Origin of the sequence: Micromonospora sp. NPDC050980 (assembly GCF_040653835.1) — a bacterium.
Classification (GTDB): Bacteria; Actinomycetota; Actinomycetes; order Mycobacteriales; family Micromonosporaceae; genus Micromonospora.
Window position 1 is genome coordinate 1 of sequence record NZ_JBFAGS010000042.1, and the last position, 25,080, is coordinate 25,080.

The 25,080-nt window shown below is 74.0% G+C and carries 28 protein-coding genes and 2 pseudogenes; 23 read left to right on the forward strand and 7 right to left on the reverse strand.

Annotated features, from left to right (window positions below):
• The 6 genes and pseudogenes from AB0H28_RS29245 to AB0H28_RS29270 all read right to left on the reverse strand — a co-directional run.
• Positions 1-308 (reverse strand): annotated as a pseudogene (locus AB0H28_RS29245) (hypothetical protein); the annotation flags it as partial.
• Positions 309-511: 203 nt separating this feature from the next.
• Complete coding sequence (locus AB0H28_RS29250; protein ID WP_358047099.1) at positions 512-691, reverse strand: hypothetical protein; 180 nt, start codon at positions 689-691, stop codon at positions 512-514.
• 179 nt (positions 692-870) lie between these two features.
• A complete protein-coding gene (locus AB0H28_RS29255) occupies positions 871-1,674 on the reverse strand; it encodes a ParA family protein (RefSeq protein ID WP_358047102.1) in 804 nt (267 codons plus the stop codon).
• Between the two features lie 203 nt (positions 1,675-1,877).
• Positions 1,878-3,104, reverse strand: coding sequence for a dihydrofolate reductase family protein (locus tag AB0H28_RS29260; protein WP_358047105.1), 1,227 nt, complete (start codon positions 3,102-3,104; stop codon positions 1,878-1,880).
• Entirely contained in the window at positions 3,101-3,376 is a 276-nt protein-coding gene (locus AB0H28_RS29265; RefSeq protein ID WP_358047108.1) for a hypothetical protein, read from the reverse strand. Before AB0H28_RS29265 ends, AB0H28_RS29260 begins: the two co-directional genes overlap by 4 nt.
• Positions 3,373-4,140 (reverse strand): GntR family transcriptional regulator, encoded by a 768-nt coding sequence (locus tag AB0H28_RS29270; protein ID WP_358047111.1) that lies wholly within the window; start codon positions 4,138-4,140, stop codon positions 3,373-3,375. The genes AB0H28_RS29265 and AB0H28_RS29270 overlap by 4 nt, the downstream gene beginning before the upstream one ends.
• A gap of 190 nt (positions 4,141-4,330) precedes the next feature.
• Here AB0H28_RS29270 and AB0H28_RS29275 point away from each other — a divergent pair, with 190 nt between their 5' ends.
• From AB0H28_RS29275 to AB0H28_RS29385, 23 genes are all read left to right on the forward strand, one after another.
• Positions 4,331-4,645, forward strand: a complete 315-nt coding sequence (locus AB0H28_RS29275; RefSeq protein ID WP_358047114.1) for a hypothetical protein — start codon at positions 4,331-4,333, stop codon at positions 4,643-4,645.
• The gene (locus tag AB0H28_RS29280; protein WP_358047116.1) at positions 4,642-5,148 is read left to right on the forward strand and encodes a hypothetical protein; all 507 of its coding nucleotides are present in this window, start codon (positions 4,642-4,644) and stop codon (positions 5,146-5,148) included. Before AB0H28_RS29275 ends, AB0H28_RS29280 begins: the two co-directional genes overlap by 4 nt.
• Positions 5,148-5,393, forward strand: coding sequence for a hypothetical protein (locus AB0H28_RS29285; protein ID WP_358047119.1), 246 nt, complete (start codon positions 5,148-5,150; stop codon positions 5,391-5,393). Before AB0H28_RS29280 ends, AB0H28_RS29285 begins: the two co-directional genes overlap by 1 nt.
• Positions 5,390-7,258, forward strand: coding sequence for a hypothetical protein (locus tag AB0H28_RS29290; protein ID WP_358047122.1), 1,869 nt, complete (start codon positions 5,390-5,392; stop codon positions 7,256-7,258). The genes AB0H28_RS29285 and AB0H28_RS29290 overlap by 4 nt, the downstream gene beginning before the upstream one ends.
• Before the next feature lie 51 nt (positions 7,259-7,309).
• Entirely contained in the window at positions 7,310-8,920 is a 1,611-nt protein-coding gene (locus AB0H28_RS29295; protein ID WP_358047125.1) for a hypothetical protein, read from the forward strand.
• A 92-nt stretch (positions 8,921-9,012) separates the two neighbouring features.
• Entirely contained in the window at positions 9,013-11,244 is a 2,232-nt protein-coding gene (locus tag AB0H28_RS29300) for a hypothetical protein (RefSeq protein ID WP_358047128.1), read from the forward strand.
• 123 nt (positions 11,245-11,367) lie between these two features.
• A complete protein-coding gene (locus AB0H28_RS29305) occupies positions 11,368-11,979 on the forward strand; it encodes a hypothetical protein (RefSeq protein ID WP_358047131.1) in 612 nt (203 codons plus the stop codon).
• The gene (locus AB0H28_RS29310) at positions 11,976-12,356 is read left to right on the forward strand and encodes a hypothetical protein (protein ID WP_358047134.1); all 381 of its coding nucleotides are present in this window, start codon (positions 11,976-11,978) and stop codon (positions 12,354-12,356) included. The genes AB0H28_RS29305 and AB0H28_RS29310 overlap by 4 nt, the downstream gene beginning before the upstream one ends.
• 41 nt (positions 12,357-12,397) lie before the next feature.
• The gene (locus AB0H28_RS29315; RefSeq protein ID WP_358047137.1) at positions 12,398-13,075 is read left to right on the forward strand and encodes a hypothetical protein; all 678 of its coding nucleotides are present in this window, start codon (positions 12,398-12,400) and stop codon (positions 13,073-13,075) included.
• Between the two features lie 64 nt (positions 13,076-13,139).
• Positions 13,140-13,583, forward strand: coding sequence for a hypothetical protein (locus tag AB0H28_RS29320; RefSeq protein ID WP_358047139.1), 444 nt, complete (start codon positions 13,140-13,142; stop codon positions 13,581-13,583).
• An 89-nt stretch (positions 13,584-13,672) separates the two neighbouring features.
• Entirely contained in the window at positions 13,673-14,191 is a 519-nt protein-coding gene (locus AB0H28_RS29325; protein WP_358047177.1) for a Pycsar system effector family protein, read from the forward strand.
• Positions 14,192-14,193: 2 nt separating this feature from the next.
• Positions 14,194-14,412 (forward strand): hypothetical protein, encoded by a 219-nt coding sequence (locus AB0H28_RS29330; protein WP_358047141.1) that lies wholly within the window; start codon positions 14,194-14,196, stop codon positions 14,410-14,412.
• A gap of 439 nt (positions 14,413-14,851) precedes the next feature.
• Positions 14,852-16,828 (forward strand): hypothetical protein, encoded by a 1,977-nt coding sequence (locus tag AB0H28_RS29335; protein WP_358047144.1) that lies wholly within the window; start codon positions 14,852-14,854, stop codon positions 16,826-16,828.
• Positions 16,829-17,000: 172 nt separating this feature from the next.
• Positions 17,001-18,302, forward strand: coding sequence for a hypothetical protein (locus tag AB0H28_RS29340; RefSeq protein ID WP_358047147.1), 1,302 nt, complete (start codon positions 17,001-17,003; stop codon positions 18,300-18,302).
• Positions 18,299-18,508, forward strand: coding sequence for a hypothetical protein (locus tag AB0H28_RS29345; RefSeq protein ID WP_358047150.1), 210 nt, complete (start codon positions 18,299-18,301; stop codon positions 18,506-18,508). Before AB0H28_RS29340 ends, AB0H28_RS29345 begins: the two co-directional genes overlap by 4 nt.
• On the forward strand, positions 18,505-20,022 hold the full coding sequence (locus tag AB0H28_RS29350; RefSeq protein WP_358047153.1) for a hypothetical protein: 1,518 nt from the start codon (positions 18,505-18,507) through the stop codon (positions 20,020-20,022). The genes AB0H28_RS29345 and AB0H28_RS29350 overlap by 4 nt, the downstream gene beginning before the upstream one ends.
• A gap of 220 nt (positions 20,023-20,242) precedes the next feature.
• On the forward strand, positions 20,243-20,728 hold the full coding sequence (locus AB0H28_RS29355) for a hypothetical protein (RefSeq protein WP_358047156.1): 486 nt from the start codon (positions 20,243-20,245) through the stop codon (positions 20,726-20,728).
• Positions 20,718-21,257 (forward strand): bifunctional DNA primase/polymerase, encoded by a 540-nt coding sequence (locus tag AB0H28_RS29360; RefSeq protein WP_358047159.1) that lies wholly within the window; start codon positions 20,718-20,720, stop codon positions 21,255-21,257. Before AB0H28_RS29355 ends, AB0H28_RS29360 begins: the two co-directional genes overlap by 11 nt.
• Positions 21,254-21,484 (forward strand): hypothetical protein, encoded by a 231-nt coding sequence (locus tag AB0H28_RS29365; protein ID WP_358047162.1) that lies wholly within the window; start codon positions 21,254-21,256, stop codon positions 21,482-21,484. Before AB0H28_RS29360 ends, AB0H28_RS29365 begins: the two co-directional genes overlap by 4 nt.
• A 607-nt stretch (positions 21,485-22,091) precedes the next feature.
• Positions 22,092-22,466, forward strand: coding sequence for a hypothetical protein (locus AB0H28_RS29370; RefSeq protein WP_358047165.1), 375 nt, complete (start codon positions 22,092-22,094; stop codon positions 22,464-22,466).
• Positions 22,467-22,691: 225 nt separating this feature from the next.
• Positions 22,692-22,961, forward strand: a complete 270-nt coding sequence (locus AB0H28_RS29375) for a DUF1883 domain-containing protein (protein ID WP_358047168.1) — start codon at positions 22,692-22,694, stop codon at positions 22,959-22,961.
• Positions 22,962-23,113: 152 nt separating this feature from the next.
• Positions 23,114-23,626, forward strand: a complete 513-nt coding sequence (locus AB0H28_RS29380; protein ID WP_358047171.1) for a hypothetical protein — start codon at positions 23,114-23,116, stop codon at positions 23,624-23,626.
• A 300-nt stretch (positions 23,627-23,926) separates the two neighbouring features.
• Positions 23,927-24,634: a hypothetical protein gene (locus AB0H28_RS29385; protein WP_358047174.1), complete on the forward strand. Its 708-nt coding sequence runs from the start codon at positions 23,927-23,929 to the stop codon at positions 24,632-24,634.
• Here the strand turns inward: AB0H28_RS29385 and AB0H28_RS29390 are convergent.
• Positions 24,619-25,080, reverse strand: a pseudogene (locus AB0H28_RS29390) (hypothetical protein); the annotation flags it as partial. The gene AB0H28_RS29385 and the pseudogene AB0H28_RS29390 sit on opposite strands and share 16 nt — an antisense overlap.

Genomic DNA, 25,080 nt, shown 5'->3' on the forward strand with positions numbered 1-25,080 from the left:
CGGGACCGCGCCTTGTTCACGTCGCGGCGGCCCTCATCGGTCAGCACGCCGCCCGGATCGAGGTACCAGGTCGGCTCGCCGTAGCGACGCAGCGACCAGGCGGCCAGTTCCTCGTGCAGCGCGTTGCGCAGCAGCACCTCCACGTGCCCGAGTGTGGTGCCCAGCGCGGCGGAGATCTCCGCGTTCCACCGGTAGAGCGCGACGGCGGCCACCAGGTCCCCGCCGCACGCCGCCCGGTACGGCGCCAGCCGCTCCGGCGACCATCGCCGCTCCAACGTCAGCAACTCTGCCGCGTCCGGTGTCGGCATCAGCCCACCACGCTGCCGAAACGCGCTATGCTCAGGCACGAAGACCCCGGCCAGCCTCTGCCCCGCAAGGGCACGCAGCCGGGGTTTTGACTTTCCTGGGCTCGCCGGCGGATGCGAAGCGACATGCCCTGTTCAACGACCAGACACCCCGGTCAGCTTCACCGCGATCGCCGTTATTACGCCTCTTACGCGTATGAGGCGTGCTACCCCTCTCGGCGTAGGCGCTGCTCGATGACGTCGACCTGCTCGACACCGGCACGAATGATCGCGTCGAGCGCTGCGTTCTTAGAGATGCGGCCGTGGCTGCCGTAGTGCAAGCGGTCGACGGCCGCAGCGAGGGCATCGGCCGCCGCGGTTGAGTAGTAGTACGTCCGGCGGGTCATCCCGGACGGCTCTGCGCGCCGCTCGCGGTTGCTGTCGCCGGCCCGCGCCGCTGCGGCTGTATGAGGCGTATGAGCCGTCCGAGGTGTCTGAGGTGTCTGAGGCGTTGGATCGTCGTTGGCGCTGAACCGGCGGGAGAGCACCCCACCGGTCGACGGTGGTGGAAGGTCCTTACGAGAGCTCATGCGCCCGCACCAATCAGAGTCTTGGCCAGCTCCCGGTACCAGCCGGCCGCGTCCGAGCCCGGTGCGTGCTCGACGACCGGCGCGTGCAGCCGCCACGACTCGCGGATCGCGGTGCGATCACCGATGACGGCGAGCACGTCCAGGCCCTCCATCGCGCGGAACGCCTCCAGCGTCGAAGTGGCGATGCGGCCGCGGCGGCCGTCGTAGAGGTTCACCACCAGGCCGGCAACGTCGAGTTGCACCTGCAACTCCTCCTCTACGGTGCGGATCTGGTCGAACAGCAGCCGCAGTGCGTCCAGTGAGGAGTCCTCGGCCTGGACCGGGATTAGCACCGCTCCACCGGCGTGCTGGTCAGTGGGCCCGGGCCGCCGGGTGGCCACGAGGGCGTTGTCGGTCAGTGCGGCCAGCGACGGCGGGCAGTCGATCAGGCAGAAGTCGTAGCCGTCCTCCAGCGCGTCGAGCAGGCGGGCCAGCCGGTACTCGCGGGCACGTACGTTCGCGCCGTACATCCGCGGTTCCAGCAGGAACATGTCCGCGTTGGTGGGGATGACGTGCAGCCGTTCCCGGTAGATGGCGATCAGCTCGCCCAGCTCGCCGGACCACTCGCCGAGCAGCGCACCGGCCAAGGTTGCCGGCTCCCGGGCATCCGGCAGCCCGAGCGCCCGGGTCAGGTGCCCCTGCGGATCCAGGTCTACCAAGAGCACCCGCTGTCCCTCTTCGGCCAACGCCGCCCCGACGTTGATTGTCGTCGCGCTTTTGCCGACGCCGCCTTTTTGGTTCGTCACCGAGATTCTGTACATGGTCGGCACGGTAGACGCCTCATACCGTTCTGAGGAGAGACACGCGTATGAGATGTGTGAAACACCTGGTGGTGACGCTGCCCTCATACCAGTGTGAGGTTTCATATGCGTCTTACTCATGGGTCAGCGGACCTGAATGCAAGCGGCCCCTCGGCGAGATGCCGAGGGGCCGCTAGTGGGGCATTGCTGCCAGCACGAAGGTGCTATCTGGGCAGGCGGGTATATCGGAGGAAGAGGTTGCCTCGCTCATCGATCAGGGATCGTTGCAACTGCCAGTCGTTTGCGGCCGGTGCCGGGCCTGACGGACCGGAGGTGATGCGAGGCCCGGGTACGGCCAGGAGCTGCGGCGTGATCGTCATGGAGATCTCGTCGAGCAGCCCAGCTTGCGTCATCGCGCTGGCGAGCGCGGGGCCACCTTCGCAAACGAGCCGTTGGTGGCCCTGGCTGCGGAGCTGCTGCACGGCCAGCGCCAGGTCGACGTCGGTCTCGCCGGCGACCACCAGGTCGACGCGTTCGTCGAGGGCCGGGTCGATGCTGGCCGCCGCTGCTGCAGAAGCGATGACGATCGGGCGGGGTGGTACGTGGCGGCCGGTGTGGCGCTGGAACAGCGGCCCGGTGAGGTCAAGGTCGAGAGATCGGCTGACCACGGCGACGGTCGGGTACGGGGCCAGGCCCATTGAGCGGCGGCGGGCGATCTGGAGGGCGGAGAGCGGCGTGGGCCCGTACTGCTCGGCACGGACGGTGCCTGCCCCGATGAGCAGCACGTCGGCGTCTCGCTTGACTGCCTGGTAGACGCGCTGGTCGCCCGGGCTGGACAGCGCGGCGCTGGTTCCGTTCAGCGCTGCCACTCCGTCGATGCTGGCGACGGCCAGCAGCCGCACGTGCCCGGCGTCGGTGGCGAGGCGGTCGTGCAGCTCGTCGTCATCGAGGTCGACCAGCCCAGGCTTGGGCCACATGTCACGGATGCGGGCGCCGGCGGCCGGAGCCGGCCACCCGGCCAGGCGCCAGGTCAGCTCAGCGATCTGCTCGGCGAGGAAGCCGAGAGCCTGACCGCCGAGGTTCGCGCCAGCGGCGGATCGTGCGGTGGAGAACCGCTGGCCCTCCACCAGGTACTCCACACCCGAGCGGTCCATGACGTAGAGGACGTGCTGGTCGCCGGTCTCAAAGGCCACGCCAACGGCGTCGACGCCCAAGTCCCGCTGCACGTCGACGAGCCCACGGTGGCGGCGGCACTTGTCGATCCACTGTTCGAGCAGGTCGGAGGCTGTCTGGGAGCCAACGCCGCCGGCCAGCGTGGTGGGGACGGCGGGCTGCGTCGATCGACGGGTGAGTGTCAGGAGGCGCGGCGGCCGGCCCCAGCTCCACGAGCCGCTGAGGTGCTCAAGGGCCGACAGGATCGCCGGATCCCCCTGGGTGCTGTCGAGCGTCATGGCTGACCGTCCGTGCTGGTGGGAAGCGGCTGCGCCGCTGCGGCGCGCTGGAAGCGGGTGCCGCGCCAGCGATAGATGTTGCGCGAGTAGATCACGACGAAGGCGATCGACAAGGCGATCATCCCGGGCTGCGTGGTGGCCAAGCCGTAGGCGATCCACACCGCCTGACTGGCGATGCCGTAGATCCACCCGACCCGGGGGTTGTGGCCGCTGATCCACAGCCCGACGATCGACGCCGCGGCGGCGATCCACGACCAGGTCGCCGGGCTCACCGATCGCCCTCGGTGAGGTTGACGTCGATCTCGTACGCCACGCGGTCTCCCGGCACGATCGCCGTGGACACCTCGATCGGCTCGCACCCGCGGTAGAGCGTCCGCCAGTGCTCGAACACCGACGTCCCGCCGGGGATGGCCAGCTCGGTCACCTCGGCGGCGGACGGCACGCGAGACTCGAACCCGAGCTTCGCGCGGTCGACGGCGATCCCGCCCGCCATCAGGTGAGCGATCGTGCCCACGCCCGGACGTTCGTCGTCGGGGCTGTTGAGGCCGATGCGCTGCGCGGTCTCCGCCGGCAGGTAGGACCGTGCCACCTGGTGCGGCGCCCCCTCGACGACGTACCGGAACGTCCGCACCAGGAGTCTGTGCTCCGCGTCGACGTCCAGCAGCCGGGCGATCTGCTCTGAGGCCATCACGTGGTGGTAGGTGATGTCGACCTTGGCGTCCGTCCCAGTCATCGCCTCGAACAAGCCCGCCTGAACGTCGGCCCCCCGGCGCGCTGCCGCGTACTCCATACGCAGGCCCGCGAGCAGGTCGCGTCGCACCACCTGGCGGCGGCGGACGTAGATGCCCGACCCGTGCACCACGGTCAGCAGCCCCTCGGCCACCAGCTCCTTCAAGGCCCGGTCGAGCGCGGAGCGCGATCGCGTCTCGTACATGGCCATGAGGTCGGCCAGCCGCGGCAGCCGATCGCCGGGCAGGTACTTGCCGGACTGGATCTGACTGCGCAGATCAACGGCGATCTCGGCGCCTCTGCTCACAGCTCTCAACGCCAGCCTCCCAAAGAGTCCCCGGGAGAGTTGTTGACTCCCCTGGCCTACAGGGTGACACTAGCAGTGTCCCCGGGACAATCCCCCACCAGGGTTCGTTCAGAAACGGGACAAAGCCCGGCGCTACGAACACCGGGCTTCGCCACAGGCGGGTCGCTGACCTTGGGAAGGAGCACGACCCATGAGCATTGTCCACGACCACCCCGGCGCTGGTAGCGCACCACCGACCGTGACGCCCCCCGCCGATCTCCTGAACATCGGCGACCCGTGGGAGAGGGCGCGCGCTGCCTCGCGCGTGGCGGACCAGCTGCACGAGGCTCGCCGCGCCGCCCTCACCATCCGACTCGCCGCCGTGCGCGAGCTGGTCGAGGGCCGCCGCATCCCCGCCACCGTCGTCGGCCGGTTCATCGGCATCACCGGCGGCCGCATCTCCCAGATGCTCGCCGGCGGCCGCACGAAGACCGAGCCGGCCCGCACGGTGGAGGACGCGGCATGACCGCCCCGACGAAGAAGCACCTGGACCTGGCCGCCGCGCTGGCGCAGTACCGCGAGGGTCTGCCGGCACTGACGGACGCCGGACTGGAGCACCGGGCCGCCGAGGTGGCGGCGCTGCCGGGCTGGTACGCCGGCGAACTGCGCCGGGCCATCGACGCCGAGCGCGAGTCCCGCCGTACGGCGACCCCGCCGACGACGTCGACCCGGTCACGGGCGCTGCGGATCGCCGCCGGTGCGGCGATCGCCGGAGCTCCGGCGGCGGCGCTGACCGGGCAGGCCCTCGCGCAGTACGCCGACCAGGTGCCGCAGGTGCTGCTCTACTCCCCGGCCGTCGCGGTCGGCCTGGTGGCCGCCGCCGTCGGCGCGAGCCGGACGGCCCAGTGGCTCGACGACCGCCGGCACCCCCTCGCGGTCGACGTCGACGAGGCCGACCTGAACCCCCTCGGCAAGGAGCTGCTCGCGAAGGTACGCGCGGCTCGCCTGGCACGCGGGGAGGTGTGCTGATGGCTGCCCTGCTGGTGGTGAAGGTGCACCTGGACTGGACCGGCCCGGGCCACTACGACCGCGACCGGTCGCTGCCGTGCCGGGTCTGTGCCACCGCCACGAAGATGCGCGACGGCCGCGGCGACGCGTGCCACCAGTCGTGCGCGGAGGACGAGATCGCCCGGGAGCTGCTCGGCACCGGCCGGACCCTGATCGACGACGAGCGGATCCCGACGCCGGCGCGAACCCTGGAGGTGGCGTCGTGACGACGTTGCAGCACGGAACGGACCTGACCCAGCTCGCCGCGACCGACTCCAAGGTGGCCCGCAACCTGGCCGCGGCCGAGCGGGAGCGCCTGGCCGCGCAGACGCGGATCGCCTCGGAGGACGCCGCCAGCGATCGGCAGTTGCGGACGAAGGCGGAGCAGCTGCGACTGGAGGCGCAGAAGGACGCCAACCGCGACGCACGGGCCGAGCGGCGCCGCAAGCAGCGGGAAAACGAGCGGGCCGACCGCAAGGCCCGTCGGCAGGCCCGCCGAGCCGAGCTGGCCGGCTGGTACGCCGGCCGGATCGCCTACGTGCGCGACAACGCCGCGGCGGTCTACTCCGGACTGATCTACGGCCTGGCCGTGTCCGGCGCGGTGTACGGGCAGGTCGACGCGGCCCGGGCCAACAACCTGCCCACCCCGATCGGGGTGATCGCCGCGGTGGCCATCGAGGGCACCGGGCTGGCGATGGCGCTGACCGCGCAGCACCAGCGACTCAACGGCGAGCGGGCGATGGTGGCCCGGGCGCTGATCTGGATCTGCACGGCGGCCGCGGTGTCCATCAACGCGATCGGGCACCACGCCGACCCGGTCAAGGCCATCGGCCTGTCCGCGCTGTCCGCGCTGGGGATCATCGTCTACGAGGTCCGCTCCGGAGCGAAGCACCGCCCCGCGCTGCGCGCCAAGGGCATGATCCCGGAGCCGCCGGAGCGGTTCGGGTGGCGACGGTGGCTGACCTACCCGCGGCAGACCCGCGAGGCGTGGAAGGCCGACGTGCGTGACCGGCTCTCCCCGGGCGCGGCCGCGCTGATCGCCCGGGCCGAGGCCCGGCGGGCCGAGCAGCACCGCCAGGCCGCGATCGAGGCGGAGCGGGAGCGGCAGCACAAGGTGGTGGCCGAGGTCGCCGCCGGTGCCCGCAAGGCGCTGCGCAAGGCCACCGGCAAGGACTCCGGCGCCGCCCTGGCGGCCCTGGCCCGGATCGCGGCCACCGGCACCCCGGCGCCGCTGCTGGCGCTGCCCTCGCCCGGACGGGTGGAAGCCGAGGCGGCCCGCGCCGACGCCGCCGAGGCCCGACGGGCACTGGCGGAAGCGGAAGCACGCGCCGACGCCGCCGACGCGCGGGCGGAAGCGGCAACGGTGCGCGGGGCGGAAGCGGAAGCAGCCGCCGCGACGGCGGTGCGCCGGGCGGAAGCGGAAGCACGCGCGGCGACCGAGCGGGCGGAAGCGGAAGCAACCCACCGGGCGCGAGCGGAAGCGGAAGCAGCGACCGCGAACCGTCGGGCGGAAGCGGAAGCACACGCCGCCGCGCTCGCCCGCCGGGCGGAAGCGGAAGCACGCACCGCACTGGAGCGGGTGGCGGCGGAAGCGGAAGCAGCGCGCGCCGAGGCCCGCGCGGAGACCGGACGCGCCTCGCGCACCCAGGGGCAGCTCGACGCTGCCGGCGCCGAGTGGCAGCGCCGACTCCAGGCGGCCGAAACCGCGCTGGGGCAGACCCGCCGGGAGCTGAGCGAGCAGCAGCACGCCCGCCACCGGGCGGAGGCCCTGGCCGAGGCCGCCAAGCAGGACGCTGCCGACCTGCGTACCGCGCTGGCCCAGGCCGCCGCCGACGCTGGCCGCCGGCCCCGCCGCAGCTCGGCCGGGTCGAGCACGCCGGCCGAGCCGGTGCTGTTCGAGGGCCAGCCGGTCCCGCACGTCGACCGGGTCAGCCCCGAGACCGTTCGCGCGGTGCTGCAGGCCCGCAAGGACCACCCCGACGCCACCCAGAAGGAACTCGCCCCGAAGGTCGGCACCTCCGGCACCTCCGAGCGGACCGTCCGCACGGTGCTGACCGCCGTCGCCGCCGCCAAGGGCAGCCCCGCCTCATAACAGCTCATAACTGTGAGGCGTGAGCAGCCAAAACGAAGGGAGGAAAGCGCGATGCAGACGGAGACGACGGCCCCGACGCCCGAGGCCGAGACGGTCGAGATGCCGGCGCCGGACCTGTCGGTGCTGGCGGCCGAGCAACCGCCGGCGGAGCAGGGCAAGGACGACAAGGCCACGCCCCAGGAGCTGACGGAGACGACGCCGGCGTCGGTGGGCCTGGTGGTGGCGCTGGTGGTGATCTCGGTCGTCGCCGCCGTGGTGGTGGCGATGTGGATGGTGTCGCCGCTGATGGCGCTGCTGCTGGGTGCCGGGCTGATCGTGGTCGCGGTGCTGGCCGGCGCCGGGTGGCTGGCCTGGCGCAAGTTCACCCGCCGGGACAAGACCGGCCGGGACCGCTTCGGCCGCGACCGCGCCGGCCGCACCGACCGGACCGGCGGGAGGTCCACCAACGGCGGCAGCAAGTCCCCCACCGGTCGCAGCAAGAACGGCGACAAGTCCGGGTGGTGGCCGTTCGGCCGCAGCAAGACCCCGGGCGGCGGCAAGACCCCGGCCGGGGGCAAGACCCCCGGCGGTGGAGGGAAGGCCCCGACCAGCGGGAAAGCCCCTACCGGTGGCGGCAGGACCGGCGACAAGTCCAGGTGGTCGTGGCCGTTCGGCCGCAACAAGGCCCCGGGCGGCGGGAAGGCCCCCGCGGGGGGCAAGGCTCCCGCCGGCGGGAAGCCGACCGGCGACGGCGCGAAGAAGACCCGCGACAGGTCCGGGGGCGGGCGGTGGCCGTTCGGCCGCAACAAGACCCCCGGCGGGAAGACCCCGGGCGGGGGCGGCAAGGCCCCGACCAGCGGAAAGACCCCCGGCAGCGGCGGGAAGCCGGCCGGCGACGGCGGCGCGAAGCCGACCAACAACACCGCGGGTCGCAAGGCCAAGACGGTGGGCGGAGCGGCGCTGCTGGGGCTGATCGGGCTGGCCCGGGCCGCGAAGAAGACCAAGGCCACGGACGCCAAGACGACCGACGGCAAGGCGGCCGGCGCGGACGAGCCCGCGACGGCGAAGACGAAGACCGGCCACACGCGGCCGACGCCGGGAGGCCACCGCGCGGAGACGGTCATCGACGTCGACCTGGACGACATCAGCAGCCCGAAGGCCGGCCGGCCGGGCAGCTCGTCGACCGGCTCGGCCGGGCCGACGACGGGCTCGGCCCGGCGTACCGGGCCGTTCTTTGACCCCGGCTCCACCGCTGGCAGCGAGCGGTGGGACCGGACGGCACCGACCCCGCTGCGCACCACCCCGCACCACCAGCACCAGGCCCCTGTTTCCAACCACCTTGGAGGACCGGAAATGAGCACCACGACGAGCGACATCGACCAGGACGCGATGCGCGTGGCGAACCGCTACGCCGAGCAGGTCGAGAAGGCCCAGACCCTGGCGGCCCGGGCGCGGGCGTGCCGGGACGCGGCGGACCAGTACCGCCGTGACGCCCGCAACAACCAGGAGAGCGCGGAGAACCACAAGCAGGCCGCCCGCACGATCCGCGACGCCAACGTGGCCCACGAGCACGCGGTGTCGGCGCGGGACGCCGAGGCGGAGGCGGCGCGGGAGATCCTCGCGGCCCGCTACTACGAGGCGCAGGCCGAGGAGTACGAGGCCCAGGCCCGCGCCATCGGCTGACCTGTTCAACCCGCGCGGGGGCCGCGCCGCACCTGGTGCGGCCCCCGCACCCACACCCCGCACGACCAGGCACAAGAACGAGGGAGGACGTCGTGACGAAGCGGCGAGCAGCGGTGGGCATTCAGTGGAAGACGTTCTGGGCCGTGGTCGCGCCGTTCATCAGCGCGGTGTGGGTGGCGGTGTGGCTGGTCACCGGCTCGCCGGTGTGGATCGCCGGGCTGTCCACGGCGCTGCTGGCGGCCACGGCCGCGTTCGGCGCCCGGCTGCTGGTCCGGATCTCGCCGATGTTCGCCCGGCTCAGCTCGGCGTCGAAGGCCCGCGTGGTGGGCTGGCTGGTGGCGGCGGTGACCGTCTACGCCGGCTGGTCGACCCTCGCGGTGACGGTGCCGGACCTATGGCCGGTGTGGGCGCTGATCCTGCCCGCCTTGGGCGGCAGCACCTGGGTGCTGGCCCGCACCCACGAGTACCTCCTGCGGTACGCGCCGCCGGCCGCGCCGTCGCCGGCCGCGGCCGCGTTGACCGCTGGCGCGCACGCCCCGCTCGCACTGACCGCCGGGGACCTGAGCGGGCCGCGCGACGGGGAGCCGCACCTGGCGTGGCTGCTGCGCCTGGCCGTTCACAAGGCCGGGCTGGAGTGGCTGCGCATCTCCAACCCGCAGACGGTCGGCCCGGCCGACCGGCCGTTCGGAGCGCGCATCGAGGCGTGGGCGCCGATCGAGCTGCGCCGCATTATCAACGGCAAGCTGCGCATCGAGCAGGCCCCCCGACTGGACGACCACGACGGGCGGCGCATCGCCCTGGCGCTGCGCGACATCACCCGCCGCGACATCGCCCCCGACTGGGTGCAGATCAACGAGGACCCGAACCGGGTGGGCGTCTACACGATCCAGGCCAACACCGAAGACGTGATGAAGCGGATCCGCCCCTACACCGAGCGCGCCGACGAGCTGCTGGACGCGGCCGGTCGGCCAATCTGGCGGCGGGCCGCGGAGCCCTGCTACGCGCTGTGGGGCATGGACGGGATGCCGATCGGCGTCGACGTCACCCGGCACGCCTGGATCCTCGGCGCGACCACCGGCGGCAAGAGCGCCTATATCCACCGCGAGTGGGCCGACGTGACCCGCTGCGAGGACGCGCTGATCTGGGTGGCCGGCACCCGCAAGCTCTACGACCTGGTCGGCCCCTGGCTGGAGCCCTACCTCGGCACTGATGTGCGGCCGCCGCTGGACTGGGTCCGCGCCGACGCCGAGGGCGTGCTGCAGATGCTTATCGCCGCGATGGAGATCGCCCGCTGGCGCCAGGACCAGCCCTTCTCCGCCCGCCACGGCTTCCGCAAGATCCTGATCTACATCGACGAGGCCAGCTTCGCGCTGAACACAAAGCACAAGGCGTACTACGACGGCGCGGAGGTCACCGCCGGCGACATGTATGCCGAGTGCACCCAGGCCGTCGCCTCGGCCGGGATCTACCTGGTCGCCGCCACCCAGCGCGGCGTGCACCACCAGTTCGGCGACAAGGGCGGCGACGCCGGCGCGAACATCGGCCGCGAGATCGTGCTCATGTCCGGCGACGAGCAGGAGGCCGGCCGGGTCACCGGCAACTACAAGCTGCCCCCGCTGCGTCACCGCGGCGAGTGCTACGCCCGCCTCGGCGACGGCGAGCCGGTCCGCGCGAAGATCGAGTACGTCCAGACCTCGGACCCGTCCAAGCCGGTGCTGCACGACGGCCCGCGCGTCGACGAGATCTCCTGGAACCGCCGCCACCACCAGCGCGAGCTGGACGCCGGGTCCGCCCGGGCCGCCGGTCGCGTCTACGCCGGCCGGCACCAGCTCGTCACCGACGACTTCCTCGCCGACCTGCGCGGTGCCCGCAGCAAGAAGCCGCAGACCAGCGCGCCGGAGCGCGACGGTGAGCTGGCGATGGCCTCCGCCGTCGCCAGCATCTTCCGCAAGCTCGGCGGCAAGCCCGCCGTCATCCCCGCCGCCCCCGCGCCGGCCGCCGGCGAGGTGCCGGCCGCCGAGCCGGTGGAGCCGACGCCGCTGGCGGGTTACCGCACCCGCGCCGACCGGGTCGACGCCGCAGTGCGCCACATCTGGCGCACCACCAGCGCCCCGGCCGGACCGCGCGACATCCTCGCCGCGCTCCAGGACGCCGGCGACACCACCGTCACCCCGCAGCTGGTCGCCAACGCGCTGACCCAGCTCGGCCAGCAGGGCCGGGTGGTGCGGCCGCAGACCGCCGACGGGCGAGAGGCGACCGGGCAGTACCTGCCGCCCGAGGCCGCCACCACCACGACCACGACGGTCACGGCCAGTAACTCATAACCCTTCATAACCCAGGCGCCCCTCCCCCCGGTGAGGGGGCCCTATGCAGGAGCCGACCCCCCTCCCCCGCCGCTGTTATGAACCAGCCTGTTAGGTCACCGTCCGTAAAGGAGAGCGCCCGCCATGTCTGCCCGCGCCGCCGAACTCGAGTCCGAGATCCGCCGCCTCACCCGCCAGCGCGACGCGCAGCCGGCGGACACCCTCTACGCCCTGACCCATCAGCAGCGCATCGACGAACTGTCGGTGGAGCTGATCGCCTGGCAGCTCGACGGCGCGCGGATGCGCGCCGCCGAGAACGCCATTCGCGCCGCCGCCCGCCGCCGCCACCGCGCGCACACCGGCCGCCGCCGGTGGCCGGCCATGGCCGGCGGCACCGGTCTGCTCGGCACCGTGGCCACCGCCGGGCACCTCGCCGCCGACGCCGGCGGCCCGCCGCTGATCGGCGGAACGCTGCTCGGTGCCGCCGCCGTCGCGCTGGCGCTGACCGCGCTCGACCGCGCCCGCGACGCCCGCGAGCTGGCCGCCGCCGCCACCGACATGGACGCCGCTCAGGACCAGTACGCCGCCGTCGTGGCCCGCCACGCCGACGCGATCGCCCCCGCCCGCCCGCTGCCCATCCACAACCAGGAGACGTCATGCGCCAGCCCGCAGCCCCCGGCAACCAGCCCGTCCAACGCCATCAGCACGACCCCGGCGTCCGCTGCTGCGATCGCTGGCCGCCGGCCGAGCGCGTGACCACGGTCGGCACGATCCTGGCCGACCGCCGCCGCCTGGTCTTCGCCGCCGGCTACACCGGCTGGCTGCTGGCGGCCCTGGCCGCCGTCGTCGCCGTGCACGCGCTGCTGCTGCCGGCCACCACCGACTGGGCCGGCGCCCACGGCCTGTGGGGCTGGGCCGTGTGGGCGGGCTGGGCCGCCACCAGCCTCGCCGCGCTGCACCAGGGCGTGCTCGCCCGCCGCCGCTCCCGCACCGCCGTGTACGTGCTGCACGGCTGCGCCGCGGCCGCCGCCCTTATCGGCATCGCCGCCCCCGGCGGCTGGACCCAGGCGCTGACCGCGATCGCCGGAGCCGCCGGCGCGTGGCTGGTCGCCTTCCTCGCCGCCCGCCGCTGACCCACTCGACCGAATCGGACCGAACTGACCGAAGGAGAACCGTGCACACCACCCCCGACCCCGACCGGCCGCCCCTGACCCTGCTCGACACCGACACCACCGACCCCGACACCGACGCCTCCGGCCGGCGAGGGCTGGCCGCGTGGTGGCGCACCTCCCGTGCCGCGCGGACCGTGCGCGATGGCTGGCCGATCGTGGTGGCCGCGCTGATCGCCCTGGCCGTGGCCGGCGGACTGCTGTGGCTGCTCTGGGTCGTCATCGCCGGGCTGCTGTCCGGGCTCGGCGCGGCGGCCACCGCCGTCGGCGACGCCGCGCCCGCCCTCGGATCCTGGATCACCGACGGGCCGATCACCCGCTCGATCTCCGACCCGGTGCGCTCCTACCTCGACGCGCACACCACCGGCCTGCCCGCCGGCGGCCGCGACGCCTGGATCGCCTGGCTGGTCGCCGTCTGCGCGCTCTACGCCGCCGCCGTGTCCGGATCCACCTACGGCCGCATCGGGTGGGCCGCGATCGGCGTCCTGACCGGCGTGGCCGTCTACGCCGGCGCCCCGGCCGGTACCGGCCCGGCCGCCGCCGGGCTGACCGCCGTGGTGTGGCTGACCCTGTCCCTGCTCGCCTACGCCGGCCCCATCGCCGGCAGCGCCGTGGCCGCGATGGTCGCCGATCTCACCGAGTCTCGCCAGCGCGCCACCGTCCGCACCAGCGACGCGTCCTGACCGAACCCGGCCGCCGCGCTCCCTTTTCCGCCGACCCGTCGATAGCACTCACTGAGGAGGAGCCATGACCACCACGACCAGCCCGACGACCAAGGCCACCGTCCCGACGGTCCCGGTGCGGCTGTACGTCAGCGACAACGACCCGGAGGACCCGTACATCTGGTCCGTCGTGGTCACCGGCTGGCCCGTCGCCCCGGGCCTGGCCGTCAACGTCACCCTGGACGACGACGGGCAGCGCCTGGACGGCCGCTACAGCCTGACCCACCTGCCCAGCGGCCAGGCCGTCGCCCGCCGGCTGTGCGCCCGCCATGTCGACCAGGCCGCCGTCGCCGCGATCGCCACCGGCGTCGACTGGACCGCCGACGCCGAGCAGATCGTCGTCGACGAGCGAACCGTCCCGCTGCGCCCCGGCATGGCGGTCTGGGACTGGTGCGGCTACGACCACTTCTGCCGGGCCGAGGCGTACCCGCGCCCGGACTCCCCCACCTACGTCCCGACCAGCAAGTAACGCCGCGCGGGCGGCCCCTCCGCCTTCCCAAGCTCCGGGGCCGCCCGCCACTCCCTGATCCCATGCGAGACGTACAGGAGCTGCCCATCATGGTGCCCCATCCCACGCCGCCCGCCCGGCTCGGCCGCGCGGTCGGCGAGCTGGACGCCGCGATCGCCGGCGTGCGCGCCGAGCTGGCCCGCGTCGACCCGAAGGCCAACGGCTACCTCCAGGTCGCCGGCGTGCTGCTCGGCGCCGGCCTGGCCGTGCTCGCCGGTGCCGGCGACCAGCTCGGCCCGGTGGCCCTGGCCGCCGCGGCGGCGACCGCCGTGGTGGTCGGCGCCGCTTTGGTGCTGCTGGTGCTGGCCTGCCGGCCCCGCCTGGACGGTGACCACGGCCCCCTCGCGTACGCCGATGCCGACCCGTACGAGGTCCTCACCCGTCACGCCGGCGGCGACGTCGACCAGGACGTCGACGAGCTGCTCGCCCTCGCCCGCGCCCGCGAGCTGTGCTGGCTGTCGCGCGCCACCCGCGCCAAGTACCGGGCGATCGCCCGGGCGGTGCCGCTGCTGCTGGTCGGCTACGCCGGCGCGGCCCTGACCGCCGCCGCGGCGATCGGCCGGTGGTGACCGTGGCCAGCGACTACCGCCTGGACGTCGTCACCGACCCGGATCCGGACGTGCCGCAGGCCGTCCTCTACTTCACCGCCGCAGGCGTCGACCCTGCCTGCCGGCAAGCTCAGCGGCTCCTGGCCGCCGTCGACGGGCCCGCCGACCGCTACGGCGAGCTGTACGCCGGCGACGCGGCGGACCGCGCCGTGCACGTCGACACCATCCACCTGCCCGCATGACCGTCCACCGCGCCACGTCCGGGCGGCCCGTCTACACGGGCCGCCCGGCTTATGCGGGTATGTGCGCAATCCGGGCAGAGATCCACACAGGACGACCGGCCACGGCGCGTGTTGGGGCACCTGCTCGTGCGGAAGTCACCGTAAGATCCACGGGTCACGCACCAGAAATGATCTTGAGGGAGCGCCTCGGCTCAACCCCTAACTGCAGACAGCAAGAGAGCCCCACACCCGGATTCGTTTGGCGGCGAGACGGGTCTGAGGCTCCAACAAGCTCGGAGGACACCATAGCACCCACCTTCGGGCTGGGTGCACTCTTGTCTCTACACGCGATCACAGCGTGTCGTCGACCTGCCGGTCAGCGCCCGGCCCCCACCCATGTTCATCGACCACCGGCGGTGGTCCGATGACGCTGAGCGCACCCGCCCCTCACGCCGCGTCGATGTCGGCGGATCGCGTCATCGCCTCGGGGCACTGCCCGGTCTGCGCCGCGTTCGGCCGTACGGTGCTCGCCGCGCCGGGCCGGGAGTGCTGCACAGTGCACACCGGCCGGCCGGCGCTGCTGGTCGAGACCACCCGCACTGGGCAGGCCCGCCTGGTGGCCCCGGCCGGCGCCCGCCGCCGGATCACCCACCCCACCGGTCTGCAGGTTTCGTGCGTGTCCTGCGCGAGCGCGGGCCGGGACAGCCAGGGCCTGCCGCGTGACGGCGACGGCTCGGATCCGCTGTGCATTGCGTGCTGGCGCACCCGCACCGACGCTGCGCGCCGGCGGCACGCCGCCGAGCTGCGCGCCGCCGCCCTCGATGTCGTCGACGACGTCGACCCGGCGTGCGCGGCGTGCGGCGATCCGGACCCGTCGCCGGCGTGCTGGCTGTGCGGGTACTTGTGGCTGGCCGAGCAGCGCGCGAGGTTCGCCGCCGACCAGGCCGCCGCGGCCGCCGCCGTCGAGGCCCGCTTCGTGGTGCTGGCCGAGCGCACCCGGGCCGAGCAGACGGTGGCCGAGTTGACCGCGTGGGTGGAGCGGCTGCGCACCACGATCGAGCAGTGCGCCACCGGCGGCCGCCACGAACGCGCGCTCCACCTCCTGGCCGACGTGCTCCTCCGGGAGGCCGCGGCGCGGTCGTCCAGTCGTGGGCGCCGCTCGAAGCTGGCCCTGGTGTGCGGGGTCCTGGCCGTCGACCAGGCCGCCCGGATTACCCGGCCTGGCCGGGCGCGGACCGCCGAGCTGGCCGGGGTCACCGAGCGCACCGTCACCGACTGCTGGGCCCGCGCGGAGGGCTTGGAGTGGATGCGGCGCACCGTGCAGGGCCGCCGGCTGTCCTTCGAGCAGCGCTGCGCCAAGGGCCGCACCTACGACCGGGCCGAGTTCGACCTGGCCCACCTCGCTCCGGAGCGGGCCGCCGCCCGGGCGCCGTACCTGCCGGTGGCGCTGCTGGTGCTCGAAGAGCTGCTCGCCCACGCCCTGGTGCTCCTGGAGGCCGCGCACGACGACGTCGACGCCCACGCGGCCCGCGCCGGCGAGCTGACCGACCACGCCGCTCTGGCCCGCCGGGCGCAGCTGCGCGCCGCCGTGGCCAGCGCCCGGGACACCGCCCTGACCGGCGCCGAGCTGATCGCCACCGCCCAACTCGGGAATTTCTTCCCCCCCCGCGTAGCGCCTCAAGGTGAGTACTTCAGTTCCTGTTTGTTCCGGGGTTTGGTCCAGCCTCCGAAAATCGCTCACCCGGCATCGGGGGTGCCGAGTCGGGGGGAGGACGGCGCTTCGCGCTCATCAACTGAGGGGAGTCGGGGCGCACATCGCGTAGCGCGTCCTAGGACGCACCACGGGCGGTGTGCGAACCCACGGCCACCGCGGCCCCGTCCAGAGTGGCACGGGTGGGCGTACCCCCTGGCCCAGGGCATTCAGCGGGCCCTGAAGTGGCTGGAGGGCGTGCCACTGCCTCGGGTGGCGGCCACGATCGGGGCGCGGCTCGGTCCGGACTGGACCGTCGAGACGGTGCTGGAGGCGATCGGCCGGTCCCGGGCCGGCCGGGACCTGCTCGACGCGCCGCAGCGGCCGCTGGGCTACCTGGCGAAGCTGCTGGAGGCGGCGCTGACCGGCGAGCACGAGCCGCCGCACCCGGCCCGCCGCCGCGAGCGGCACGTCCAGGACGCGGCGGCCGCGCGCCGGCGCGACGTCGTCGACCAGGCCGCCGCGGCGGCCGCCGAGCTGGCCACCGCGCGGGCCGGCTGGACCGAGCGCGACGCCGCCGCGGCCGCCGAGCGTGCCGGCACCGGCGGCGCCCGCCGCGCCGCCCTGGCCGCCGCCCGGGCGGCGGGCCGCGGCGACCACGCCGCCGCCCGCGCGATCGCCGCCGCCGACGAGTGGCCGGCCGTTGCCCAGCCCGGTGCCGGCCTCGCACCGGATCTCGGCCACTAACCGATCCACACCCCGGTACCTCAGTAAGGCCCAGCCTCTGAAATCGTCTCTACGGCGATCTCAGAGGCTCCTTTTTGCGATCATGGTAAATCATGATCCATTACTTACTAGTTCCTAAAATTAGATAAGTGTTTCTGCTTTCTAAAAATAGAAACTAAGTTAGGATGGGGGCATGACCGAACCGACGACGGTGAGCCCGCCCCGGGGTGTGCAGCCGACCTGCAAGTACGACCAGCGGCCCCTGGCCTACGCGGGCAAGGGCCGCCCGCCGGAGTTCTGCCCGGACGACGAACGCCGCCACGACGGCAAGACCTGCCGGCAGGCGTACGCCGAGCAGCGCCAGGCGGAGCTGGCCGCCGGCCTGGACAAGCCCCTCGCGGCGTACCGGGAGGCCACCGGCCGGGTGCTGCCGGCCGTGCAGGCCCTGTCGGGCACCCTCGCTGACGTCCTGGCCGCGATGAGCGACCTGGACGGCTCGGCGGTGGCCCGGGTGGAGACGGCCGAGACCGCCGCCGTGAGCGCCGTGCAGCGGGCCCAGGGCGCCGAGGACGCGCGGGACGCCGCCCAGCGCGAGGCCCGGACCGCCACCGCGGCGGCCGCCGCCGCGAAGGAAGCCCAGCGCGTCGCCGAGCGGCGGGCCCGCGACGCCGAGACCGAGACCGAGCGCGTGCAGCGCGACGCGTGGCGGCAGGTCGCCGACGCCCGCGAGGCCCAGGGCCGCGCCGAGGCCGCCGCCGGCGAACGCGCCCAGGCCGTCATCACCGAGACCGGCCGGCGGGAGGCCGCCGAGGCCCGCGCCGGCGACCTGGCCGAGCAGCTCAAGACGGTGCGCCGCGACCTGAGCGCAGCCCAGGCCGAGACCCGCAAGACCGACGCCGCCCGCGCCAAGGCCGAGACGGCGCTCACCACGACCCGCGCCGAGCTGACCGCCGTCACCACCCGCGCCGAGCAGGCCGAAGTCCACGCCGCGGCCGTCACTGCGGAGCGCGACACCGCCCGCGCCGAGCTGGCCGAGTCCGAGGCGGGCCGCCGCGACCTGGACGCCGAGCTGCGCGCCGCCCGCGCCGAACTGGCGGCTGTCCGCGAGGCGGCCGAGGCCCGCGCCGCCGACCTGACCGACCAGCTCGCGGCGGTCCGCGCCGAGCTGGCGGCCGCCAGCACGGACCGCGACGCCACCCGCGTCGAGCTGGCCGAGTCTGAGGCGGCCCGCCGCGACCTGGACGCCGAGCTGCGCGCCGCCCGCGGCGAGCTGGCCACCGTACGGGGCCAGGCAGACGAGTACCGCGAGCAGTGGCGCACCGCCGACCGCGACACCCAGGGCGCCCGCGTCGAGCTGGCCCGAGTGGAGGCCACCGCCCAGGCCGCGACCGAGCGCGCCGAGCGTGCCGAGGCCCGCGTCGAGCAGCTGCACGCCCAGCTCGCCCAGGCCCGCGCCGAGGCGACCCGCACCGACCGGCCGGGTGGGAAGCGATGACCGGCGACCTGGAAGACCTGCTCATCGACGGTGAGATCACCGGCTGGTGGCTCTACCAGATGCCCGACGGCCGCAAGATCAGCGTGCACGTCGACACCCGCCGGCCGCTGCACTGGACGGTGGATATCTCCAGTGGCGACCTGGTCGACGGACTCACCACCGAGCAGGTGCACGCCCTGCTCCGCCGCGAGGCCGGCCCGGCATGACCAGCGTCGACCAGGAGGCGATGCGGGTGGCCAACCGCTACGCCGCGACGGTCGCCAAGGCCGAGACCCTGGCGGCCCGGGCGGCGGCGTGCCGGGCCGCCGCCGAGCGGTACCGGCGCGACGCCCGCGCCAACCAGGAGTCGGCCGAGCAGCACGCCGCGGCCGCCCGCGCGATCCGCGAGGCCACCGTCGCCGCCGAGCACGCCCGGGCGGCCCGCGAGGCCGAGGCGGAGGCGGCGCGGGAGATCCTCGCCGCCCACTACTACGAGGCCCAGGCAGAGCAGTACGACGCACAGACCCGAGCCGCCGGCGCGATCGCCACCGGCGGCGCCCTCACTCGACAGGAGATCCCGATGGGCGACGGCACCACCCCGGAGGCCGGATCGACGCGCCCGGCGGTCGGCGACGTGCTCGGCTATGCCGACAGCGACACCTGCCACGGCACCGACCAGGTGCCCGCCGTGGCCGGCCCCGCCACCACCCTCGCCCTGATGGACTACGGCGACGGCGGCACCTCGTGGGACGGCGGCCGGTACGTCGCGGTCGGCACCTCCCCGCACCGGTGGAACCCGGTCACCAACCTGGAACACTCCGACAGCGGCCCGCCGCTGGGCTACGCGGCGCCGCACCTGGACCCGGCCGAGGCCGAGACCGCCGCGGCGCATCTCGACGAGCTGGCCGCCCTCGCCGAGGCCGGACACCGCCCGCCCACGCCCACCAAGTGGAGCCGCGCCGCGCTGCGCCTGGAGCACCTTCTCGCCGGCGACGCCGACCTCGCCGGCGAGAAGGTCCGCATCGTCGACGACGAACTGCCGGTGACCATGAAGGACCTGCTGGCGCTGCTGCGCGACAAGCAGCCCACCACCGCGGCGGCGACCCGCCGGCACGTCGAGGCCAGCACCATCGACCAGGCCGGCGGAGACACCGGCGCGCTGTGGCTGGACCTGGTCGACCACGACGGCGCCACCCGCATCGCCGTGGCCGGTGTGGAGGGCACCGAAGATCCCGACGACGATTTCTGGCAGCCCTACACCGCCCACCACACCCCCGCGCAGGCTCGCGAGCTGGCCACGAAGCTGCGGACCTTCGCCGCCGGCGCCCGCGACGGTCACGACATCGAGCCGGGCGCGCTGCACCTGCGCGGCGGCCGGTACCTGGACTGGAGCATGCCCGGCCCGGACGGCGGCCGGTCGATCGAGGCCGGCGACGGCGTCGACGCCGTCATCCTGGACCTCACCGGCGAGCACCTGCGACACCTGCGCGAGCAACTGCACTACACCCTCACCGCCAATCCCCGGGCGCAGGAGTTCGTCAGCCTCGACGACGACGCCGGCTACATCGACTGGAGCACCCCGCTGCCCGACGGCGGCCGCCAACTGGAGATGGGCGTTCCCGGCGGCCAGGCGGTCGCCATCGAGCTGACCCGGCCCCAGATGGTGGCCCTCGACGAGCAACTGCACACCGACCTCACCGACACCGGCCAGCCCGCCGGTGGCCCCGGGCCGCGACCATGACCGGTGGCCGGTGGCCGGGTTCTGTCGGTGGGGTGCGCTACGCTGCCCGCACGGCTGACGCGCCAGCCGATCCGGGAGTCCGGACCCGCCACGCCGGGACCGGGCAGCGAACGGAGAAGACGTCTCAGACTCAGCGCCCCCTCCACCATCCTGCTGGTCGGCATGACCTCGTGTCGGTGGGGTCGGGCGTGGGCGTACCCCGCCGAGGAACGAGCTGACGATGCCGAAGACCAACCGCAAGCTCACCCGCGTCGTGATCGAGCGCCGCGACAGCACCGGGGAGACCTACACCCAGGCCCGCGACGGCGTGCTGGCCACGCTCACGCTGCCGGAGACCGAGCGCCAGGCCCACGCGTTCGCCGCCGCCGTCGCGCTGCGCATGGCTCACGCCGGCGAGGACGAAGCGACCGCCAGGACGTCAGTGACGGAGATCCGCGAGATCGCCGAGGGCTACGGGTACACCTTCGCCGAAGCGCAGGCCGGGTACGACGATCCCCGCAACCAGGTCATGTGCACCACGTGTGGCTGGACCAACGGGATGGTCTGCCCCGAGTGCCCCGGCTGCGGCTGCTACAACGGCCAGTGCTCCGGCTGGCGGCACGACGAGTTCATGGACGACGACGAGCGTCGCGCCCGTAACGAGTGCCCCGACTGCGGCGGCGACAGCACCAACCACTACGACTGCCGCTGCCACGATGAGGGCTGACCCAACGCTCGCGCTGGCGGCCGGCCTGGCGGTGTTCGCACTGCCGGCCGGCGCCAAGCGCGCCGCCCCCGGCTGGACCCGCCAGGTCACCACCGACCCGGCCGCGGTCGCCGCCTGGCCGGCCGGCGTCAACGTCGGCGTGGCCTGCCGCGCCTCGGGCGTGGTCGGCTTGGACCTGGACCGCAAGGACGGCGTCGACGGCGTCGACACGTTGCGCGCGATGTGCGCCGCCGCCCGCTGGCCCTGGCCGGCCACCCTCACCGTGGCCACCGCCCACGACGGGCTGCACCTGTACTTCCGCGCCCCCGCCGACGTCGTCGTGCCCAGCTCGATCGGCCGGTGGCCCGGCGTCGACGTCCGCGCCCCCGGCCGCCGCCTTGGCGGCTACCTCGTGGGCCCCGGCTCGATCGTCGACGGCCGCCCGTACACGATCAGCCGGGACCTGCCCATCGCGCCGCTACCGCCCTGGCTGGCCGCGAAACTCACCGCCGGCCGCCGCGCCGGCGTCACCGCGGCGGCGTCGGCGTGATCCGCGTGCGCCTGGTCGCCGGCGACGTCGACGAGCTGCGCGCCGCGGCCGCCGCCGTCGCCCAGGCCCTCACCGTCACCCGCACCAGCCGGCCGGTTCCCCGCCGCTCCGGCGACGGCATCACCTGCTATCTCGACACCGAACTGCCAGGGCGGACCACCGCGACCGACAGCCCTGGCAGCACGACTCCGGTCAGCGACGACGGCGGCCCGGCACAGCACCGGTAACTGCCAAAGTTGTCGAGCAGCCCGCAACCCCCGTTGCCAGGTCCCCGACCAGCGCAAACGCGCCACCCCAGTCGCCACGATTAGGGAACCAGCCGAGCACGCACCCACGGATGCGTCCGAGGAAGCTCCCCGGGTAGCCGAAACCCGCTCACAGAAACTCACACCGCAGGTCACGGCGCATCTGTCAGCCTGACCGGATGATCTGTCAGCGCCTGCCGCCGACGTCGGCGGCTGCGGACTCACGACCGCGCTGACCCCTTCCGTGAGGGCTTCACCCTGCCCTGCAACCCGGCGCACTGGCGATCACCCGCCGACGGGCCCGCACGACCGCTCACAGCGCAGGTCAACCGCCCTGTGACAGGTTCCCGCTAGCCGCTGTGAGAACCAGACTCCCTCCTGAAAGGAGGGAGTTCTCTCTCCTCTTCCCCCCAGCGGACGTCGCCGGCCGGCGTTGACGTCCGTGCCGCGACGTGCCTTGGCATCGGTGCCGGTAGACGCCTGCTCGCCCGGCCGTCGGGGAGGCAAGGCAGCCTTGCCCCCACCGCGCCGTCCAGGCCCTCCTGTCGGGCGTTACCAGACCCGCTACCAGGGCGGTAACGTCGCCAGCGTGAGCGTGGACTGGGGGCGACTGACGCCGGCGCTGCGCCCCGGCGACTGGACCTGCCCGACCCACGGCCGGATCCGGCCCACCACCGGCGGCCCGGTGCCCACCTGCCCGCACTGCGACGACCTCGCCCACCAGTTCCGCCTCACCCGCGCCGGCGGCCACCAGTTCGTCGCCCCCGCCCCCATACACTGCTCCGGACCCGAACGGCACCGCGCCGGCGAGCCCGGCGGACAGGTCGGCTGGACGCCCTGCCCGTGCCCGCCCCCGCACACCCACCGCGGCCACCACACCTGGACGTGCCACTGCGGCGCCGCCACCCACCATCCGCGCCTGGTCGACCCATCGAGCGTTCACACCCAGGCATCGGCGACCTGACGGCCGCCAGCGCCACCGCCCTGCATTCCACGGAATCGTGATTGCCGCAGGCGAGCCCTTGTGTCGGCTTACAAGGGACACACCCCCTTGCATTCTCAGTCCGTCGCAACGTCAGTGACGCCCCTGCCGGTGCCGCCGGCCGTCGCGCGTCGTGGTGAGGAACGCGTCGACCAGCTCCGCCCGGCAGGCTTCCTACCGGGCGTTGCCATCTACTACACATAGCGCGTGGATCACCTCTACTGGAACCTCGGTACGTGCGCGGGCGGCGCCGTGTTCGAGGTCGGGCTGCGCGGCTCGACCGCCCGGGTCTGCCTGATGGACGACGACGAGTACCAGGCGTACGTCGACGGCGACGAGTACGAGTTCTTCGGCGGCTTCTACGACCTCACCCCCGTGCTCCTGGAGGTGCCCTACGACGACCACTGGTGGCTCATCGTCGACAGCTACCCCGACGCAATCAGGGTCACCGTGAACCAGGTCTTCGACGACGACTGACCCACCGCCAGCAACGACGGCGACGGCTTCCTCCATGACACCCGCAACCTGGCGCAGCAAGATATGACTTTGGGGAACCCAAAGTCCGCCGGACCGGGCGCGGTCCGGCGTCATCGACCGAGCGCGGTCGCCACGAAGCGGAGGACAACGGCGTGCACGACAACGGGGAGCAACGGCTGGAAACGCCCGACCCGCAACCGCCGCGGCGCTCCGCCATCGCGCCGCACCGCCGTCCCCGAGGCGACGACGGGCACCGCACCCGCCGGGTCAACCTGCGGCTGTCCGACGACGAACACACCGACCTGACCGCCGCCGCCGCGCGCACCGGCGAAACGCCGGCCGGGTACGCCGCCCGCGTCGCCCTGGTCGTCGCCCGCGGCCAGATGCACGCCGGCGCCGTCGACCCCGAAGAGATCCGCGACATGGCCGCCCACCTGATGCAGAGCCGCACCACCCTCGGCCGCGTCGGCGTGCTGCTCAACCAGGCCGTCACCGCGCTGCACTCCACGGGCGAGCCGCCGGCGTACCTCGCCGACGCCGCACACCGGTGCGCGGCCGCGATCGCCCGCGTCGACGATGCCACCCAGACCGTGCTGCGCGTGCTCAACCCGCGCCGGGCGCCCCGGCAACGCCGCACCGACCGCAGCGACGACACCGGCCGTTAGCGGCATCGTTAGCGGCCGGGTTGGCGGCGGCGTTACCACCCGGCGTTGCCGGAGCAAGTTGGAGGAAAAGTCAGCCTTTTCGCCGGCGTGAGGTCGGGTCGGACGCTGACCGAGGCAGCCGCCGTCGGGTGTCCGGCGTCCGCCGCCCCGCCCCTGCGGGACGGGCCACCGGGCTCCACGCCTGCCCTACGGACAGCCGCCGTGCGACCGCCAAAACCACGGCCCCCCGGACAGGACACACCTTTTGCACTTCCAGTGCGCCGCAAGGTCAGTGACGAAACGCCGACCTACCGTTGGACGATGACGGGGGTCACCGAACACGAGATCGAGACGCCATGCGGGTGGTGCGGTAACGCCATCGTGCAGCCGCCCACGGGCCGCAAGAGGCGCTACTGCGACCGGTCCTGCCGGCAACGCGCGTACGAGCTGCGCACCGCCGAGCGTCGCCACCAGGACGACGTCGACGCCGGCCGGATCCGGACCGTGCCGGCCCAACGCGTCATCGAGCGGACCATCCAGCCACGCCGACCGACCACCGTCGCGCAGTGGGAGACCGCCCTCGGCGACCTCGCCGAGCAGCTCCACGCCGGCCGGTACGCCTGGGAGCGGCACCGCATCCGTGCCGCCCTCAATCAGGTGCTCGGCGCTCTCGGCCACCGCCTGCCCGACGCCTGGGTCATCAACGGCGGCGACCCGCCCGCCCGCCCCGCTCTCCTGCCGCCGGCGGGGCCACCAAGGCCGCCGACGATCGCCCTGGCGGCGCTCGACGACGACCTGAGCGACGCGCAGGCCGCCGTCATCGGCTGCGCCGGCCCGGACGGCATCGACACCACCCTGAGCCGCCTGCAGGCGCTCACCGGCCGCACTGAGGCCCTGCTTCGCGCCGCCCTGCGCGACCTGAGCGCCGCGCGCCTGGTCGTGCTGCGCCGCCACGGCGAGCCCGTCGACGCGCTCAGCGAACACGCCCGCTTCCAGCTCCACCTCGGCGACGGTCAGCGGCGCGGTTGAGGCAGCACCACGAGAGGCCGGCCGGCCAGCAGCGGCAGCACCCAACAGCCGGCGTCGATCCAGTCCCGCGTGACCGGGCAGAGCCAGCCGGCGACCGCCACCGCCGTCGCGCGCAGGTCGGCAACCGGCCGGTTGAACATCGGCTCGTGATGCGCCATCCGGTTGCGGGCCTCGTGCAGCCGGCTGACCGCCGCGTGCACCTCGCGGCGGCGCCGTCCCGGCACCGCGCGATGCAGGCAGCCCCGCCACAGCGTCCCGTCGTAGCGAGTCGCGAGCAGGAATCGCCAGAACCCCAGGGGCAGCTCCGCGACCACCCTCCCGGGCGTCTCCAGGCGGCCGTCCCGCGTCGCTCGGGACCGCGCCTTGTTCACGTCGCGGCGGCCCTCATCGGTCAGCACGCCGCCCGGATCGAGGTACCAGGTCGGCTCGCCGTAGCGACGCAGCGA

Excerpts from the sequence above, each read along its gene's own strand:
- AB0H28_RS29280 (WP_358047116.1), top strand. The coding sequence starts at position 4,642 with ATGACCGCCCCGACGAAGAAGCACCTGGACCTGGCCGCCGCGCTGGCG.
- AB0H28_RS29275 (WP_358047114.1), top strand. The coding sequence starts at position 4,331 with ATGAGCATTGTCCACGACCACCCCGGCGCTGGTAGCGCACCACCGACC.
- AB0H28_RS29350 (WP_358047153.1), top strand. The coding sequence starts at position 18,505 with ATGACCAGCGTCGACCAGGAGGCGATGCGGGTGGCCAACCGCTACGCC.
- AB0H28_RS29325 (WP_358047177.1), top strand. The coding sequence starts at position 13,673 with ATGGTGCCCCATCCCACGCCGCCCGCCCGGCTCGGCCGCGCGGTCGGC.
- AB0H28_RS29355 (WP_358047156.1), top strand. The coding sequence starts at position 20,243 with ATGCCGAAGACCAACCGCAAGCTCACCCGCGTCGTGATCGAGCGCCGC.
- AB0H28_RS29255 (WP_358047102.1), bottom strand. The coding sequence starts at position 1,674 with ATGTACAGAATCTCGGTGACGAACCAAAAAGGCGGCGTCGGCAAAAGC.
- AB0H28_RS29260 (WP_358047105.1), bottom strand. The coding sequence starts at position 3,104 with ATGACGCTCGACAGCACCCAGGGGGATCCGGCGATCCTGTCGGCCCTT.
- AB0H28_RS29250 (WP_358047099.1), bottom strand. The coding sequence starts at position 691 with ATGACCCGCCGGACGTACTACTACTCAACCGCGGCGGCCGATGCCCTC.
- AB0H28_RS29305 (WP_358047131.1), top strand. The coding sequence starts at position 11,368 with ATGTCTGCCCGCGCCGCCGAACTCGAGTCCGAGATCCGCCGCCTCACC.
- AB0H28_RS29320 (WP_358047139.1), top strand. The coding sequence starts at position 13,140 with ATGACCACCACGACCAGCCCGACGACCAAGGCCACCGTCCCGACGGTC.
- AB0H28_RS29295 (WP_358047125.1), top strand. The coding sequence starts at position 7,310 with ATGCAGACGGAGACGACGGCCCCGACGCCCGAGGCCGAGACGGTCGAG.
- AB0H28_RS29345 (WP_358047150.1), top strand. The coding sequence starts at position 18,299 with ATGACCGGCGACCTGGAAGACCTGCTCATCGACGGTGAGATCACCGGC.
- AB0H28_RS29340 (WP_358047147.1), top strand. The coding sequence starts at position 17,001 with ATGACCGAACCGACGACGGTGAGCCCGCCCCGGGGTGTGCAGCCGACC.
- AB0H28_RS29360 (WP_358047159.1), top strand. The coding sequence starts at position 20,718 with ATGAGGGCTGACCCAACGCTCGCGCTGGCGGCCGGCCTGGCGGTGTTC.
- AB0H28_RS29335 (WP_358047144.1), top strand. The coding sequence starts at position 14,852 with ATGTCGGCGGATCGCGTCATCGCCTCGGGGCACTGCCCGGTCTGCGCC.
- AB0H28_RS29285 (WP_358047119.1), top strand. The coding sequence starts at position 5,148 with ATGGCTGCCCTGCTGGTGGTGAAGGTGCACCTGGACTGGACCGGCCCG.
- AB0H28_RS29385 (WP_358047174.1), top strand. The coding sequence starts at position 23,927 with ATGACGGGGGTCACCGAACACGAGATCGAGACGCCATGCGGGTGGTGC.